The organism is Chitinophaga sp. Cy-1792, from assembly GCF_011752935.1.
GTDB lineage: Bacteria > Bacteroidota > Bacteroidia > Chitinophagales > Chitinophagaceae > Chitinophaga.
In genome coordinates this window covers 1-16,563 of the sequence record NZ_VWWO01000002.1, presented here as the reverse complement: position 1 = coordinate 16,563, position 16,563 = coordinate 1, and the positions used below count along the sequence as shown (strand labels likewise).

General features: G+C 44.9%; 11 protein-coding genes. 5 read left to right on the top strand and 6 right to left on the bottom strand.

Features of this window, described 5'->3' with window-relative positions:
• Positions 1–37: 37 nt before the first annotated feature.
• From F3J22_RS14330 to F3J22_RS14310, 5 genes are all read right to left on the bottom strand, one after another.
• Positions 38–4,684 (bottom strand): DUF3320 domain-containing protein, encoded by a 4,647-nt coding sequence (locus F3J22_RS14330; protein WP_167018514.1) that lies wholly within the window; start codon positions 4,682–4,684, stop codon positions 38–40.
• 100 nt (positions 4,685–4,784) lie between these two features.
• Positions 4,785–5,111 (bottom strand): hypothetical protein, encoded by a 327-nt coding sequence (locus F3J22_RS14325; RefSeq protein ID WP_167018512.1) that lies wholly within the window; start codon positions 5,109–5,111, stop codon positions 4,785–4,787.
• Positions 5,112–5,181: 70 nt separating this feature from the next.
• Positions 5,182–5,715, bottom strand: coding sequence for a hypothetical protein (locus tag F3J22_RS14320; RefSeq protein WP_167018511.1), 534 nt, complete (start codon positions 5,713–5,715; stop codon positions 5,182–5,184).
• Positions 5,716–5,756: 41 nt separating this feature from the next.
• On the bottom strand, positions 5,757–6,077 hold the full coding sequence (locus F3J22_RS14315; protein ID WP_167018508.1) for a hypothetical protein: 321 nt from the start codon (positions 6,075–6,077) through the stop codon (positions 5,757–5,759).
• A gap of 10 nt (positions 6,078–6,087) precedes the next feature.
• On the bottom strand, positions 6,088–6,531 hold the full coding sequence (locus F3J22_RS14310) for a hypothetical protein (RefSeq protein ID WP_167018506.1): 444 nt from the start codon (positions 6,529–6,531) through the stop codon (positions 6,088–6,090).
• Between the two features lie 328 nt (positions 6,532–6,859).
• On the opposite strand from F3J22_RS14310, the gene F3J22_RS14305 reads away from it, so the two are divergent.
• Positions 6,860–7,354: a hypothetical protein gene (locus tag F3J22_RS14305; RefSeq protein ID WP_167018504.1), complete on the top strand. Its 495-nt coding sequence runs from the start codon at positions 6,860–6,862 to the stop codon at positions 7,352–7,354.
• A gap of 9 nt (positions 7,355–7,363) precedes the next feature.
• Positions 7,364–8,221, top strand: a complete 858-nt coding sequence (locus tag F3J22_RS14300) for a hypothetical protein (protein WP_167018502.1) — start codon at positions 7,364–7,366, stop codon at positions 8,219–8,221.
• 43 nt (positions 8,222–8,264) lie between these two features.
• On the opposite strand, the gene F3J22_RS14295 is transcribed toward F3J22_RS14300, so the two are convergent.
• On the bottom strand, positions 8,265–8,894 hold the full coding sequence (locus F3J22_RS14295) for a hypothetical protein (RefSeq protein ID WP_167018500.1): 630 nt from the start codon (positions 8,892–8,894) through the stop codon (positions 8,265–8,267).
• Positions 8,895–9,066: 172 nt separating this feature from the next.
• Between F3J22_RS14295 and F3J22_RS14290 the strand changes: the two genes are divergently transcribed.
• From F3J22_RS14290 to F3J22_RS14280, 3 genes are all read left to right on the top strand, one after another.
• On the top strand, positions 9,067–11,760 hold the full coding sequence (locus F3J22_RS14290) for a GH116 family glycosyl hydrolase (RefSeq protein WP_167018498.1): 2,694 nt from the start codon (positions 9,067–9,069) through the stop codon (positions 11,758–11,760).
• Between the two features lie 300 nt (positions 11,761–12,060).
• The gene (locus F3J22_RS14285) at positions 12,061–13,056 is read left to right on the top strand and encodes a PorP/SprF family type IX secretion system membrane protein (RefSeq protein ID WP_167018496.1); all 996 of its coding nucleotides are present in this window, start codon (positions 12,061–12,063) and stop codon (positions 13,054–13,056) included.
• 77 nt (positions 13,057–13,133) lie between these two features.
• Positions 13,134–16,563, top strand: a 3,430-nt coding sequence (locus F3J22_RS14280) for an S-layer family protein (RefSeq protein WP_167018494.1), incomplete at its 3' end; no start/stop codon positions are given.

Sequence of the window (16,563 nt, the reverse complement as noted above, 5' to 3'; positions counted from 1 at the left end):
TTCATTTCAGGACATTATATGTACGATTATATGCCAATCAAATTTTCAGGAATTCTCCTTCCTGTTGTACCACCTGGCTGTCGATATTGGCGACAACGGCCTTCAGCATATCGGCTTTCATTTCTTCTGTCATTCTGCTGAAGCCAAACATTCTGGCAATAAAAGGAACCGTGGCTTCCGGTTGTATGGCCACGGCATTGCGGACCACCTTTTCCAGCGCTACGCCTACTTCTTCCACCGAAATATAATTCACTTTTCTGGCGGAGGCTGGCAGCTCACTACGGTCACGCACCAACGGCGCAGGTAAATCAATATGCCACAGGAATTGTCCTTTTATTTTGATCCGTTTACCGGCATCTGCATGGCGAACGGCATGGCGCAGCACTTCACGGATACGTGGCCCTACGCGGGTTACACCGGCAGCTTCTACCATCCGGCGGGCAACCTCATCAAAATGCACAGGGCTTTCTACTTCCACTACCTGCTGGATCCAGCTGCACAATAGTCCGATAGGCGTTTGGTGTAGCTCCTGTTCTTTTATTTCTTCTGGCAGCGTGGCCATTTTATATAATGGGGTTTCTTCAGCTGTTGCGACCACTGCTTCCCGCTCCATTTCCAGGTCCTGTTGCACTATTTCTGCTTCCTTATCAGCCGAAACCCTTGCCTGTTTTGCTTCTTCTATGGCCTGCTCCAATCGGGCCAGCTCTGCTTCCGGATGATGGAACCAGTCTGTACTCCAGATGCGATGGATACGCCATCCCATATTCTCCAGCACCTGCTGGCGGAGCCGGTCCCTGTCTCTTGCAGATCTGGCGCTATGATAAGCTGCGCCATCGCATTCGATTCCCAGCAAATACCTGCCGGGATATGCAGGATCTACGATGGCAAGATCTATATAAAAACCTTTTGCTCCTACTTGTTTACGCACGGTATGCCCCCGGGCTGTCAGCATGGCGGCCACATTTTCCTCGAAAGGACTGTCGGCAGGTTTCGTTGTTTCTTCCGCATAGTTCAGGCGACCATACTGGGCGAAATACAGGAAGTTTTTCAGCGCCTTTATACCGAAGCTTTGCGTTCTGTTCAGGTCAATATCATCAGCAGTAATATTGGTAAATACTTCACAGCGGAATTTGGCGCGGGTAATCAATACGTTGAGTCGTCGTTCTCCGCCTTCATTGTTCAGTGGTCCGAAGGACATGGCTACATAACCTTCTTCCGTACGGCCATAGCCGATGGAAATGTAAATAACATCCCGCTCATCCCCCTGTACATTTTCAAGGTTTTTGATGAAGAATGGCTCATCATGGTGACTGTTAAAAAAACCTTCCAGTTCAGGGTGCTGTTTTCTTTTAAGCTCTATAGCATCACTGATAGCCTGGCGCTGCGAGGTACTGAAAGCCACCACACCTAAACTCTGCTGCGGACAGGTTCTGGCATGTTCTATAACAGCATCGGCTACACGCTCCGCCTCTTTCGGGTTGGTACGGGTTTTTCCTCTGTCGTAGTATGTTTCAGGAAGATGATGGTATACGAGTCCGGCTTTATCTTTTGTACCTGGCCCCGGGAATATCACCAGTTTATTATCGTAGAATTCGTGGTTGGACAACGTGATCAGTGATTCGTGGCGACTTCTGTAATGCCAGCGGAGCATACGTTGCGGAGCTCCCTGGGCATCACAGAGGCCCAGAATGCTTTGCATGTCTGCAGTTACGTTCTCTTCATCATCGGTGTCTGTATTGAGCGTATCGAAGAAGCTCGTTGGTGGCAACTGCCTGGTATCACCAACCACTACCAGCTGTTTACCACGCAGTATGGCGCCCAGTGCATCCACAGGGCGTACCTGGCTGGCCTCATCGAAGATAACGAGGTCAAAATCTACGGCGTCTGGCGGTAAGAAATTAGCAATAGACATCGGGCTCATCATAAATACAGGTTTGATAGCCTGTATAGCCCAGCCTGCCGCCTGCATCAGCTTGCGGATAGGCATATGCCTGGCTTTTTTGTTGAATTCTGTTTTGAGGATGTTTACCTGCCCGCCGGCATCTGCCTTGGGCATTTGCTCCCAATGGTGAAGGGCGGCGCGCACTCTGTTATATTGCAGTTGCAGCATATCCAGGCGCTGGAATTGTTTTATCAGTTCTTCGTGGGAAGACCTGCTGAAGCGACGCAGCCCAGGTTGTGTTCTGACAGCTTCACCTATCAGGTGTTCGTACCAGCTGCGCAGCAAGGCCGTCTTCAGCCATTTTCCGGCTTCGGGCCATTCCAGGGAGGAATTGATGAGACAATCCAGATTTTCCTGTTTAGCCGTTACTGTTATATTATTCCAGGAGATAAGGTATTTGATTTCCGGCAGTTTTTCCAGCCAGGTATTTAATTGTATAAGCTGTTGCTCAAATGTTTTAACCATCAGTCCTGCCGGCATGGCTAACACCTGTAGCAGTTCATGCAGCTGATAAACAGCCTGTTGCAGCTTTTGACGGAGCATATTTTCATCCTTTCCGGCAAGAACAGGGTCTGCCTGGCGGGAGAGGCAGTCCAGCACTGCTTTATGCAATGTGCCTGCATTGATTCGTTTATGCACATCCGTTAGATAGGCGGTCCCTTTCTCCAGTAGTCCCCAGTTGGATTTAAGTTTTTCCCAACGGCTGCCAAACAGTGATTCTGCCAATGATGTACTTTCTTTCACACTTGCTTCCAGGCGGCGAAAAGCCATGATATCATCAACGTATTGGAGCCTGACGGTATTATCATCGGGTAGCCCCTGTTTGCAAAGGGCTGCTAGTTTCTTTTTGCTACGGCGATAGCTTCCGATAAGGAATTTATACCACTTTTCGCCATTGGCCAGCAAATCTTCCCTTACTTCCAGCATGTCCTGCTCCCAGGCTTCAGGAATCAGGATCTCCTGGTACGACTGCTGTAATGCAACAGCAGCCTGCCCGGTCTCCAATAATTCATGGATGGCTGTTTCCTGATGGAGCCACCCGGAATTAGCGGCGTTCATGCCTTTAATATCAGGTTGTGCTGCAATGACCTGGCAAATATCTGCGAGGTCAGTAACTGCGGCAGCGCTTTCCGGAACAGCCAGTTGCAGATGTCCGGCTACCTCACAGGCAGCTTGTACCAGCACCTGAACGACCGCTATGCTTTTTTGTAAAATATCTCTTACGCGCTCCTGTTCATGCGGAAGCAAACTCTGTAGCTGTGACCCATAAAATGGAGAGGCTGCAGGGATACCAATTTCGTTGAGACATGCCTGTATGCGTTCAGACAGTGCGACTGCCTTATTGGCAACCGACATATCCCAGTTTTTTATATCGGGAATGGCTATACGAGGAAGGTCAGCTTCCCTGATCTGCTCTTTTAGTTGCAGGAGATTACCGATAACCTGTTGGGGTGTATACCCGCTGTTCTGCACAGGGGTATTGATAGCCATACAGTAATCATTCAGCTCTGCCCTCGTTTTCTCCAGGAGCTCCAGTTCCGTCTGCAATTTACCAGCAGTAGGTTTGCCCAGTTCCAATACTTTCTTCAGTTCCTGGTGCAGGGTTTTCTTATTGGCTTTATGGCTATGTAGTTCAAGACAGGCTTCCCCTAGATATATGTTATCCAGTCTGCGTTTTACTACTTCCAGCGCCGCCAGCTTTTCGGCAACAAAGAGTACTTTTTTTCCTCTGCCGATAGCATCTGCGATAATGTTGGTAATCGTCTGGGATTTACCTGTACCCGGAGGCCCCTGTATTACCAGGTTTCGGCCTTCCTGCACCGCCAGCATGGCAAGGATCTGAGAACTGTCTGCATCTACCACCTGGAACAGGTTATTCGCTGTAGTTTCAGTATCGATGAAGCTGTCCTCTGATATATCAGCATGTTCGTGTCTGAATCCGTTGCCAAACAGGCTGCTGATCACAGGATGTTCTTCAGGGGACTGCCCTTCCGGCCAGTTATTGGCTTCCAGATCATTATAGATCATGAATTTCCCAAAGGAGAAAAATCCCAGCTCCACCGCATCAGTAATCACTTCCCATCTATCAAAATCAGCTACTGCAGCGGCTATACGTTGCAGGTAGTCGTTAATATCCACATCTTCCGTATCGGGCAGGTCTGGAATGCTGATGCCGAAGTCTGTCTTCATTTTAGCCTGAAGAGAGATATTTTCGCCAACTTCTTCCAGGGTGTATTTGAGCCTGAATCTTTCCCCGACGTTGCTGCGATCCAGCGACACCGGGATGAGGATCAGTGGCGCCAGTCTTGCTTCCTGGCTGCTTTCACTTTCATACCATTGCAGCATGCCCAGGGAGATATAGAGGATATTCACCCCTTGTTCTTCCAGGTTCGTTCTTGCGGCATAGTAGGTATTCAGCAGCTTATGCTGTAGTGTCGCATTATTTTCGTTGGTTTGAAGCTTGGTGTCGGTATAACCATCTTTCAGGGCCACCGCAGCAGCTTCGGTCATTACCGGCTCCTGTGGGAGTTCCTGTTGTGCTAATTCCTTAGCTGTTCTGCCGCTGAAGGTCATACTCTTACCTTCTTTCACGAGCAGATTGTAGATGGCAGCGGACTGCTCCTGCACAATGTGCAATCCTTTACCAGTGGGTAACTTGTAATTCAACAAAGGATTTCTGAGGCCCAGATCCAGTAATTCTTTACGGGAAGCTTCGAGCCTGGCTAATATACTTCCGGTCATAACAGCAGTGAGAAACTGTAAATTTAAAGTTTATTTCCTAAAACGCTGAAGGATATACGGGAAGTATGCAACCGATGATAAATAAGACAGGAAAATGATCTTATTTCCAGTCTACGATAGGTTGTTTAGGTGGGGCCATGTAATTGGGCGGAGCCAGTTCTGCCCAGTAGCCATTGCTGTGATATGGCATACCAGCCTTTGCGAAATCCGGAATCATATACTCCAGACCTTCCAACGATTCGCCCCTCGCCTTTCGGTTTGCGATAATTGCCTCATACTCCGGCCATAATACAACCCAGGGTTTGGATACGCCCCAGGTAGCGGTAAACCACGTCGGGCGTGGCTTATCTTTTTCGATATTCATTCCAAGATTCTTTCGGAAGTTGATAGTCCAGGTAAGCGAATAGTGATGTGAAGGATCTAACATCTTCTTTCTGATTTTCTTTGTTAATCGCTTGATGATTATTTTTTCAAATATTCTTTCTAAAAACATGTTTTTACTTATTTAACAGATAAAGAAATAGGCATATAATAAATGCAGGCATGCTAAATACAACCAAAAAAAATGAGTTAGCATACAACGATTTCTTCTTATTGAATATGCGCTCTAAATCTTTCATGGACTTCTCCATATCTTCCAGATACTCATTTATCAATTTTCGATCAATTTCCTGAATCAGTGGTATTTCATTTGGTGGGGTATCTCTTTCTTTAGATTTCCTCAATTCGATATGATAAGCCTCCGGGTCTGGCAGAAATACATCACCCACGGGCTGCAAAAAAAAGATCGCCATAATAACTGACCCCACGAACAGGCTGATGAAAACAATAAAGGATAACAACCATACAATACCAGGCAATGATGACTGAATAACCTGCCTGACCATAGGCGTAAGAGACACAGAAATACCACTATAAAACAACATCAGTATAGCATATTTATTCATTACCAGATTATACGCTACACTATAAGCAGCAAAGCGTTTTTCTGTTATCTCAATAACATATTCCGGATTATAAAATGATTTCATGGGTAACAAACTTTGTAATATTTAATAAACTAAAAATCCTTCTATTGATCTGGCTTGCGCTTGTATCTTATTGGTTCATCATCAAATAACTTAAAGTGTCTGTAAGGATCGAAATCTTCTACTGTGTATCCTGCCTCTTCATATTCCGGCCATAACACGATCCACGGCTCGCAGATGCGCCATGTATCTACAAATGTTATCGGATCCTGATCATATTTACCGGTTTTACTACCCAGACCTCTCAAAAAATTCATTCGCCATGTCAGGGAATAATGATGCCTGGGATTTAGCATATTTTTTTTTATCTTCTTTGTAAGATATTTCCTCAGCGGCTTCTCAATTAATCTGGTCAGAAAATCCATATATTATCAATTATAAGTACTTAAGAATCAAACTAAACATGCACAGCACACTACTGGCAATTGCGGAAGCAAAAGCATACATATAAAACTTGCTTTTCCGTTTCACCACACCTTCCATACCTATCGTTATATAGGCAAGCTCAGTTATATATTTCTCCAGCAACAGACTATCAATCTCTTCAGTTAACGGGATCTGAATACTGGAAACACTTCCATGCAATTCAATTTTTCCGGCATGATAATATTCTGCCGGATTCGGCAACAGCGTATCCGTTTCCGGGAACACCATAAACACAGCAAACGAAACCGACACAAAAAACAGTATGACAAAAAGCATGAACAGGAATACCACCACAACAGCAACATGTGCCTCCTGCAAAATAGCTCTGGCCAAAGGGCCTGCCGCAATAAATACGCCGGAATAAATAATCATCAATGTTGAAATATTTTTCACCAGTATCTGATAAGCCGATACATATTCAGCAAAACACTTCTCCATCGCTTCAATAATATAATCCCTGCTATAAAATGATTTCATGGGTAACAAACTTTGGTATCTCAAAAATAAAAGACTCTACTTAAAAACAACTGTATTCATTTCATTCATTATTAAATGATCTGTTCATTATCATTCGGGGAAAAATATTCTTAAAATAATAGTAAGATATGCAAACTGACACATAGCATAATCAGCGTCCAGCCATAACATTAATTTATCCAGATCACCTGCCATAATAATGATTGATAATTATTAACGATATTGTATCCGCAATACGAAAACCATGAATCAATATCCTGAAGAAATCACCCGCTTCCATCATACACTCGATAGCCTGCAGGGCATTAATGATGTTTGTAGCGGAATAGACAATCTGGAAGAAATAAAAAAAGCTGACCTGAGCAACCCGGCCTTTGCCCACCTTCCAGCCGGAACCCTGTTAAGAACAGACGGTGGCCTCCCCGGAGAAGTAATGTTACAATTCGAATTTACTATTGACAAATCGTCGGAAAGCCTGAATTCCCTGGAGTTTATCTCATGGTTCATCCGCGACCAGGCACGCAGCGGCACTTTAATACAATTACGCACCTTTGCATTACCTCCGCAAACACCCGATGGTATCCAACTCGGACAAACCTTAAAATTTCATATTGATCTCTTTATTGAAAACGCCCCGGCATCATTACAACCCATTCTGGAACGGGTGAACAACATAAACAATTCAATGGCGACCTTTATCCGGTTATATAATATTCCTACCAAATCAATAAAACAATAATCTAATCCTGTGAAAAAAACGATTACCCTGGCGGGTTTCCTGCTATTTACGATTTTCTGTAGCGCACAAACAAAAACTACTATCATCTATAATTTTACTGGCGCTGTCAGCAAATATCCGATAGAAATGCAATTGCAGATCACCCCGGCAACCAACACCGTTGATGGAGAATACTACTACCTGAAAAGCGGCATCGGCGCCAAACTGGATGTAAAAGGACTTAAAAAATCCGGAGATTCCATCCTGCTAACAGAAGAAAACTTCCGCATACGTGACAAAAACAATAAATTCCTTGTCACCGGCTCCTTTAGCCTGCAAGGAAAAGATACACTTACCGGAACCTGGAAAAATGAAAAGACAGGCGCAATCCTTCCTGTTAAACTCACCATGCGGGAAAAAATAAATCTGCTGCAACCTGCTGATTTCAATTTCAAAATGAAAACCTATCAGGGCAAAATGACGGATGCAGGCAACCACGAAAGAATGTACACCAAAAGTAATCAGCTCGACATCTATCGAAATAATAAACTCCTGCAAATAATCAACGGATATGATGAATGCCTCTCCGAAAACAGCGCGGAAGTCATCATGGAAGACCTTAACTTCGACGGATACCTCGATATAAAAATACCTGTATACTTCCCTGAACGCACTAAATACGACGGTTCATTCGTCTACTTTATCTACAATAAATCCACCGGAAAATTTGAAAAAAACAAACAATTAATTGACCTGGAATACCTGACATTTGATCCGGTAAAAAAAGAAATTTACCGCTATGATGAAGGCCCTGATACTATTGTCAAGAACTATTATAAATGGAAAGATGGTAAAGTGTACCTGGCCAGAACAGAAAAAGATAACTAAAAACTGACTGTCTGCAGATACACAATGTAAATTGCCACAGCATTTACTTTACATTAGTTATCTGCAGACTCTCCAGCATTTTTTTATAAACCGGCTCCCATGTCCTGGCATCGTCTCTTCTGTACGACATCATCACCATATACTTCCTGTCATTATTCTGAAATTCATACATATCTACTACCACATAAGGATTATTTTTTAACTGGCGTAAATATGAAATCCTGAAACATTTATTGCCATTTACAACTGCCGGCGCTGTAGTAATCCAGTTCACCAGCTTTAATCCATCCCTGTTTGCAGCAAACTTTGCAGTCATAGCCTCCTTAATTACCTGTATATCCTGGGCACTAATATTAGGAGGCTGTGATAATTTCCCAAACTCACCAGGCCGCCCCATGGTAGTAGTTATTGTCACCCTGGCATATGAAGAAAATGCGTTCTTAGTTCCCAAATTAAGCCCCTTCTGCTGAAAAACTATCTTATCACCACTAACTTCAATTCCTTTCGCTTTTAGCTTATCAGTCTCCTGCTGCCTGTATAATCCGTCCTGCAACTCCATTAAATCCGGGACCAGTATAGTACCAAGACCAGTTATCTGATACTTTTCATACTTAGTTTGAGCAAAGGTTTTATTACAACAGATTAACAGGAGTATTAAAATAATATTTTTCATCTTGTTCAAGTTTTGAATAGGCGTAGGTCTGATTTAAATACAGCAGCGAATATATTAAATATATTCATATTACATTTTGCAGATAAATCATCCTGTAAATCCAGGAGATTGTTTGTATTTTAAGACATTCAACCAGCGATTTCGACAGTAGATATCAACGAAAAGTGAACAAATGAAAAGAAGACAATTCCTCCGTCAATCTGGCCTTGCGGCAGCCGGATTACTCACCTTGCAATTGCCGGGACTGGGTTTCGGTAAACAGCCTTATCACGGTGTCATGAAGCCCGTTCATAATATTCCAGGCATCAAAGCGATAGACCCTGCATGGATCAAAAGTCTGTATGAGCGCGGGAAACCAACCACCTACCACAAGGAGCTGAATGAACTGAAGTATATCGGCATGCCCGCCGGCGGACTACACACCGGCACCGTATACCTCGGTGGAGACGGAAGATTATGGTTGTGGAGTATCTATAACGACGAGAGAGAAGGTATTGATCCTAAAACGGTCCTCTGGTATGATGGCACCCAGGAACGAAAAATCCGGAGCCGCGATGGCGCCAGCTATCTAGAACCTGCCCTGGCAGCCAATAAAAGAATACTTGAACAGGGATTTGCCATTCAGATCAGACAGGGCAATCAAACCTGGATAAAAGAACTGAAAGAAGAAGACTGGGAACAGGTAAGCTTTGAAGCCTCCTACCCCGTTGCGGTTATCACGTTTAACGATCCTGCCGTTCCTGTGGAAATAAAGATGCAGGCAGGTGGAATATTCATCCCCCTGGATGCCGATAACAGCGCACTGCCCGCCACCGTGTTCGATATTAATATCCGAAACAAAACAACACAGCCGCTGGAAGCCAGTATTTGTGGGTGGTTTGAAAATGGCGCCAGGAAACTAACCGCCAGTACCGATGGCCGCAAACATAATACAGTCCTTAGGCATGACAGCACGATCCTTTCTTCGTTTCATCCCAACAATACCGACACCGCCAGTTATCCGGATGAAGGTACTACAGGCTTAACCTACATTGGGCATGATGCACTTTTCCATACCAATGCTGCCATCTGGCCGGTTACAAACGAATTATTCACTGCTGAAAATGATAAAACTGCTGATAGCGCTGCTGATGAAAAACTTGTGGCTGCCATCAGCACAGCCGCTGCCAGCATTCAGGCTGGAAAAGCGTTACAGGAGCAATTTGTATTAACCTGGCATTTCAATCATCCACTTAAATCAACCAGCAAATTAAAAGATGCTGCAGATGGATATTACTACGGCAGCAGGTTCAAAAATGCCGGCGAAGTAGCAGCTTATATACGTCAGCATTTCAGAGAGCTCTGGGGCACAACAATACAGTGGCGGGATACATATTACGATTCGACACTTCCATATTGGTTCCTGGAAAGAACCTTCCTCAATATCGGCACCCTTGCTACAGCCAATACCTACCGTTTTAAATCTGGCCGTTTCTGGGGATGGGAAGGAGTGAATACCTGTGCAGGTACCTGCACACATGTCTGGCAGTATGCACAATCAGCCGGCAGAATATTCCCGTCACTGGAACGCGACACGCGCCAACGTACAGACCTTGGCATTGCGATGGACCCCAACGGCGGCATTATTTTCAGGGCTGAATATGAAAACAGACCCGCAATAGACGGACAGGCAGGCACCATCTTACGCATTTACCGCGAACACCAGATGAGTGCGGATAATAGCTTCTTATCTGCCAACTGGCCACAGGTAAAGAAAGCAGTGGTATTTATGTTGCAGCAGGATAAAAATAACGACGGCCTGACAGATACACCCATGGAGAACACATTAGATGCCGTATGGGAAGGCGAAATCGCATGGATAGCGGGTTTATGCATTGCTGCAGCCAAAGCGGCCCAGCTCATGGCAGAAGAAATGAAAGACAAGGCATTCACCGCCACCTGCAAAACCTATGTAGAGAAAGGATGCAGGAATATGTCCGCATATCTTTTCAATGGTGAATATTTCATTCATCGCCCGGATGCTGTACAAGGCCGCAAAAAACTAGGCAGCTACAATACCTGTCATATAGATCAGGTATTGGGCCAAAGCTGGGCATGGCAGGTAGGCCTGGGAAGATTATGGGATAAGGAACAAACGTTGTCTGCACTACGTTCCCTGTGGAAATACAATTTCGCTACGGATGTAGGGCCATATATCAGTACCCACCAGGGCGGCAGACCCTATGCGCTGAATGGCGAAGCTGGCATGATCATGAACACCAATCCCCATAATGAAGATAAACCTTACGGGGAAGACGTTACCTGGCAATTAGGATATTTCCATGAATGCATGTCAGGTTTCGAACACCAGGTAGCCAGTCATATGATGGCGGAAGGCATGACGGATGAAGCACTTATTCTTACCAAAGCCATACACGACAGGTACCACGGCGCTAAACGTAACCCCTTCAATGAAATTGAATGCAGCGACCATTACGCCCGTGCGATGGCCAGCTACGGCACATTTATCACCGCCTGCGGCTTTGAATATCACGGACCTAAAGGAGAAATGAAATTCAGACCCGCATTTAATGCATATAATTTCCACGCTCCGTTTACCGCTGCCGAAGGCTGGGGAACCTATACCCAACAGCTATCTAAAGAAAAAACTTCACATACCATTGCCGTAAAATATGGCAAGGTAAAAATCAATACGCTTTACCTGGATGCCCGGGAAGTAAGCACCCTGAAGAAAATCAAGGGAAGTCTGGGAGATAGGGAGCTAAAGGTTTTATGGAAACAGGAACAGGGGCAGCTGGTAATTCATTTTCCCGAAGGAATTCATATTCTCCCGGATGAAGTACTGAAGATTGAATCGGGTATTTAAGCAATTTTAGGCAAAAGTCAGCCCACAGGTTAGTAATTTATAATGGATTGATCTCAAAGATGTATCCATTATTTTTTTAGTTGAATGTTTGATTTCCTTATGGTTTGGAAAGCTTAGCAAACCATGTCTGTTCATTCTTTCAAACATATTAAATATTTAAAAAAACATCAAATGCGTAGAAATACGCATTGTAAAAAATAAATATTTTATAATTTTGCCACTCATAATAAGAACCATCACCCCTTGCTGTTGACCCGGCAGATTCTTTATACCTAAACTATTTATCTCTAAAAGAAGAACATGAAACCAATTCGGTTTTTAGTGTTGTTTTGTTGTCTGTTGTCAACAAGGCTCGTAGCACAAGACCCCCATTTTTCACAGTATTTCACCTCCCCCATGACCCTGAATCCAGCGCTCACCGGCAATAAGGTCGATGACTGGCGACTTGCTTTAAATGCACGTTCTCAGTGGTGGGGGGATGCCATCAAACCTTACTACACGGTTACAGCCTCCCTGGAGAAAAGCTTTACTACCGGCAACAGCAACCTGGGCATAGGTGGCAGTGTATTAAGCGATCAATCTAATGGTGGCATTTTAAAAAACAACTATTTCTCATTCTCTGCGGCCTATCACCTGGCCCTGGATCCAGCGGCACATCATTTATTGAGTGCCGGATTAACAGGCACCTATGCTAACCGCATACTGGATGCGAGCAAATTCCTCTACCAATCGCAGCTGGGCAGCATGGGTTTTCAGCGCGATCTACCTGCGAATGATGCGGTAAATCTCCAGAAAAACAGCTACCTCGACGTCAGCGCTGGCATGAGCTACAGTTACAACAACGAGCACTATGGCTTGTCCGCTGGAGCTGCCCTGTTTCATGTTGCCAAGCCCAAAGAAGGCGCCTACAACAGCATGGAATATAATATCCCCCGCAAAGTAAACGCACAGCTGGGCGGCTGGATCAACACCGGCGGCAACAATGAACTGCACGTAAGCAGTATTGCTGAATTCCAGGGTGGAAACAGTATCTACACACTGGGAGGCGTATACAAAATTGGTATGGACGATGGCCTGCTACACAGTATCAACCTGGGTCTGTGGGAGCGTTTCGGCGACGCCCTGTATCCCTACTTTGGTATTGAAACAGCGCGATGGATGGCAGGTATCACCTATGATTATGTGCAATCCGGACTAAAAAATTATCAGTCTGTACAGAGTATGGAGCTGTCTTTTGTATGGCAGTTTGGTAAAAGAAATACTTCAGGTACTCGCTCTGGTGTACTCAATTACTAAGTAACTACTCATGGAAGTGTGCAGCGTCAGTAAATCTGGCTCTGCAGGAATTCTTTGTTTGCTTCAATCAAAAATCAATGAAAAAATATTTACTCTTTATAATGCTCTTTTGCGGTGTTGTATCACAGGTGATGGCCGCCACGCCGGATGCCAACGGGATATTGTACGTAAAAAAGGGTGCTACCGGCACCGGCGATAGCTGGTCTAACGCCATAGGCGAAGTGGCCGATGCTTTGAATGCCGCAGATTTGATCAACGCTGCGAATGCGGGTACCGTAAAACAGATATGGGTAAGCGGTGGCATCTATTATCCGGCCTATCTGCCCGGTACAATTACAGGCACTTCCGGTACCCGTGACTATTCATTCCCTATCATCAAAAATGTAGAAGTATATGGCGGATTTGCCGGAAACGAAACGGCACTATCACAAAGAAACCTGGGGCTGGTGGAAAATACCAGCATTCTGAGTGGTGATTATGGTATAAAAGGCAATTATACCGATAACTTTTATCACGTAGTGGTTTCGTTGGGAAATGTGGGCAGTGCAGCTTTAAATGGATTTACTATCATCGCAGGTTCGGCTAACGCTACTAGTACCCTTGGAATAAAGAACAATAATGGTTACAGTGGGGCTATCAACCGTAACTATGGTGCCGGAATTTATTGTTCAACTTCTAACCCAAAGTTGCAGAACCTTTATATCAGGGGCAACATGGCATCATTTTTTGGAGCAGGAATTTACGCTGACCAGTCACCTGTAATCATCAATACCGTTATAGCCGGAAATTATGGAGACGAAGGTGCAGGTATCTATTGCGCTGGTATATCAAGTCCGTCTGTCATCAACTCAGCTATCTGCAGTAATTATTGTACAATTAATAGCAGCACCGGCGCAGGTATCTGTATAACTGTAAACGCCACCTGTATTATCCGGAATACTGTTATCACTGGAAACAGGAATTCTTCGTCCGCAGTAAGCAATATCAGGAAATACAATACCGGCAGTTCATTTGATATCAAAAACAGTTTCATTGAAGGGGCGACAGCAGATGCGGCAAACGGCATCCTGGGTGGCACAACAGATCCAATGCTGGTGAATCCCGTAATACCTTCCATTACCACCTCGGTTAACAACGGTGGTGTTTACCGGTTAAAAGCCGGAAGTCCGCTGATCAATGCAGGTAGCAATAGCTTCTTTACAGATCCAGGACCCGCTGTAGATCTGGCAGGCAGTACTCGTATGGAGGGTACGATCGATATTGGCCCGTATGAATATACCACCAGTACTACAGCACCGTCCATCCTGTATGTCAAAAAAGGTAGCAACGGCGATGGGAGCAGCTGGAGTAACGCGATGGGAGAAGTAGCAGATGCATTGCGTGCAGCCAATCTGAACACGCAGACAAGCGAGATCTGGGTTGCAGGCGGTAATTACAATCCTAAATATAATGTCTCAGACCTGGATCCAGACGGAGTATTTCCCTCAGAGGCCTGCTTTACTATATTGAAAAATATTAAAATATACGGCGGTTTTGCCGGCACGGAGTCATCGCTGGCAGAGCGAAATCTAAAGCTGACAGAAAACAAAACAGTCTTGAACGGAGATTTGGGCTCGTCCGTAAGAGCGAACCATATAATTATGTTGGTAAACCCGGGCACTACCATATTGGATGGCCTGACTATCACTAATGCATACGCATCGCAGTCCGGCACGTACACCATGAATGGCTATACCATTAACAAGTACCATGGCGGCGGAATTGCTCAATATTCCGGTACGTTAAATTTATCCAATATGGATATTTACAGTAATGCGCTTAATACCTCATTCGGATCTGGCGGAGGAATATTCAGTACAACTGCCGGAACTACATTAACCATCAATAATAGCAGGATTAGCGGCAACCAGGCTAATCAGGGCGGTGGAATTTACACGATCAATACAGCCACCACCGCCACACTAAAGAACGTATTGATATCCGGAAACTACAGTTATTCAAGTGGATGTGGTATTTCTATAGCTTCCGGGTCCTTAACGCTTATTAATAACACGATAAGTGGTAATTATTCCAACAGTGGCGGTGCAGCAATTAATGCTACGGGAACATCAACTTTCCTTGTAAATGTTTATAACAGTATCATATACAACAACAATAATGCAGAAATTAGCACCGTCGGTCCGACGCTTACTTACCAGTATAGTCTTATAAAAGGCAAGGGAGTAACGGCAAATAGCCCTCTTAACGGTAATGTGGCTACTCCTGATTTTGTATCGCCGCTTGCACCCGGTCTAGCGCCTAATGCCGGAGGTGATTACCGGCTCAAAGTTAGCAGTGTGGCTGTTAATGCCGGAAATAACTCACTTTTTACAGGCTTAGATGCAAATTCCACAGATCTGGCAGGAAACGCAAGGGTGCTTGATTATGCCAGCAATGGCATAATAGATCTTGGTGCATATGAATATTCACCCGAACTGCCTGCACAAACGATCAATCCTATCAGTGATGTTACAAAGGTTTATGGAGATGCCCCTTTCGACCCCGGAGCTACGGCTACCTCTAATCTCACGGTAACATATACTTCCTCCGATAACAGCATTGCTACTGCCTACCTGGATGCAGCTGATAGTAAATGGAAGATAAAATTACTAAAAGCGGGTACTGTAACAATTACAGCCAATCAGGCCGGTGACGCCAGCAATGCTGCCGCCACACCGGTACCATTCACACTTACCATCAATAAGGCAGCGCTAACCGTTACTGCCAAAGACCTGACCATGGGTTACAATGGCCTACCTTTTAGCGGCGGCAATGGTGTAACTATGTCCGGCTTTGTAAACAGCGAAACAGAAACAGCAGTAACCGGCACACCGACCTATAGCGGTAATGCGCAATCAGCTACTAACGTTGGAAGCTATACGATTACTCCTGGCGGATTATCAACAGACAATTACACGATCACTTACGCTGATGGTGCCTTAACCATCAATCCGGCAGCAATCATCGTAACTGCCAACGCTGCCACCAAAACATATAATGGCTTGCCATACATTGGAGGCAACGGCGTTACTATTACTGGTTTGGTAAATAACGAAAGCAATACTGTCGTTACAGGCACACCGGTTTATACAGGCAACGCGCAAAACGCTACTAACGCCGGCACCTACACGATTACGCCTTCAGGATTAACAGCTGCCAACTATACAATCACTTATGCTGATGGTGCCTTAACCATCAACCCGGCAGCAATTACCGTAACTGCCAACGCTGCCACCAAAACATATAATGGCTTGCCATACATTGGAGGCAACGGCGTTACTATTGCTGGTTTGGTAAATAACGAAAGCAATACTGTCGTTACAGGCACACCGGTTTATTCGGGCAACGCGCAAAACGCTACTAACGCCGGCACCTACACGATTACGCCTTCAGGATTAACAGCTGCCAACTATACAATCACTTATGCTGATGGTGCCTTAACCATCAACCCGGCAGCAATTACCGTAA

Bases quoted from the DNA above. Each gene is read 5' to 3' on its own strand.
- F3J22_RS14325 (WP_167018512.1), bottom strand. From the start codon at position 5,111: ATGTTAGATCCTTCACATCACTATTCGCTTACCTGGACTATCAACTTC.
- F3J22_RS14285 (WP_167018496.1), top strand. From the start codon at position 12,061: ATGAAACCAATTCGGTTTTTAGTGTTGTTTTGTTGTCTGTTGTCAACA.
- F3J22_RS14330 (WP_167018514.1), bottom strand. From the start codon at position 4,684: ATGACCGGAAGTATATTAGCCAGGCTCGAAGCTTCCCGTAAAGAATTA.
- F3J22_RS14305 (WP_167018504.1), top strand. From the start codon at position 6,860: ATGAATCAATATCCTGAAGAAATCACCCGCTTCCATCATACACTCGAT.
- F3J22_RS14315 (WP_167018508.1), bottom strand. From the start codon at position 6,077: ATGGATTTTCTGACCAGATTAATTGAGAAGCCGCTGAGGAAATATCTT.
- F3J22_RS14290 (WP_167018498.1), top strand. From the start codon at position 9,067: ATGAAAAGAAGACAATTCCTCCGTCAATCTGGCCTTGCGGCAGCCGGA.
- F3J22_RS14320 (WP_167018511.1), bottom strand. From the start codon at position 5,715: ATGAAATCATTTTATAATCCGGAATATGTTATTGAGATAACAGAAAAA.
- F3J22_RS14295 (WP_167018500.1), bottom strand. From the start codon at position 8,894: ATGAAAAATATTATTTTAATACTCCTGTTAATCTGTTGTAATAAAACC.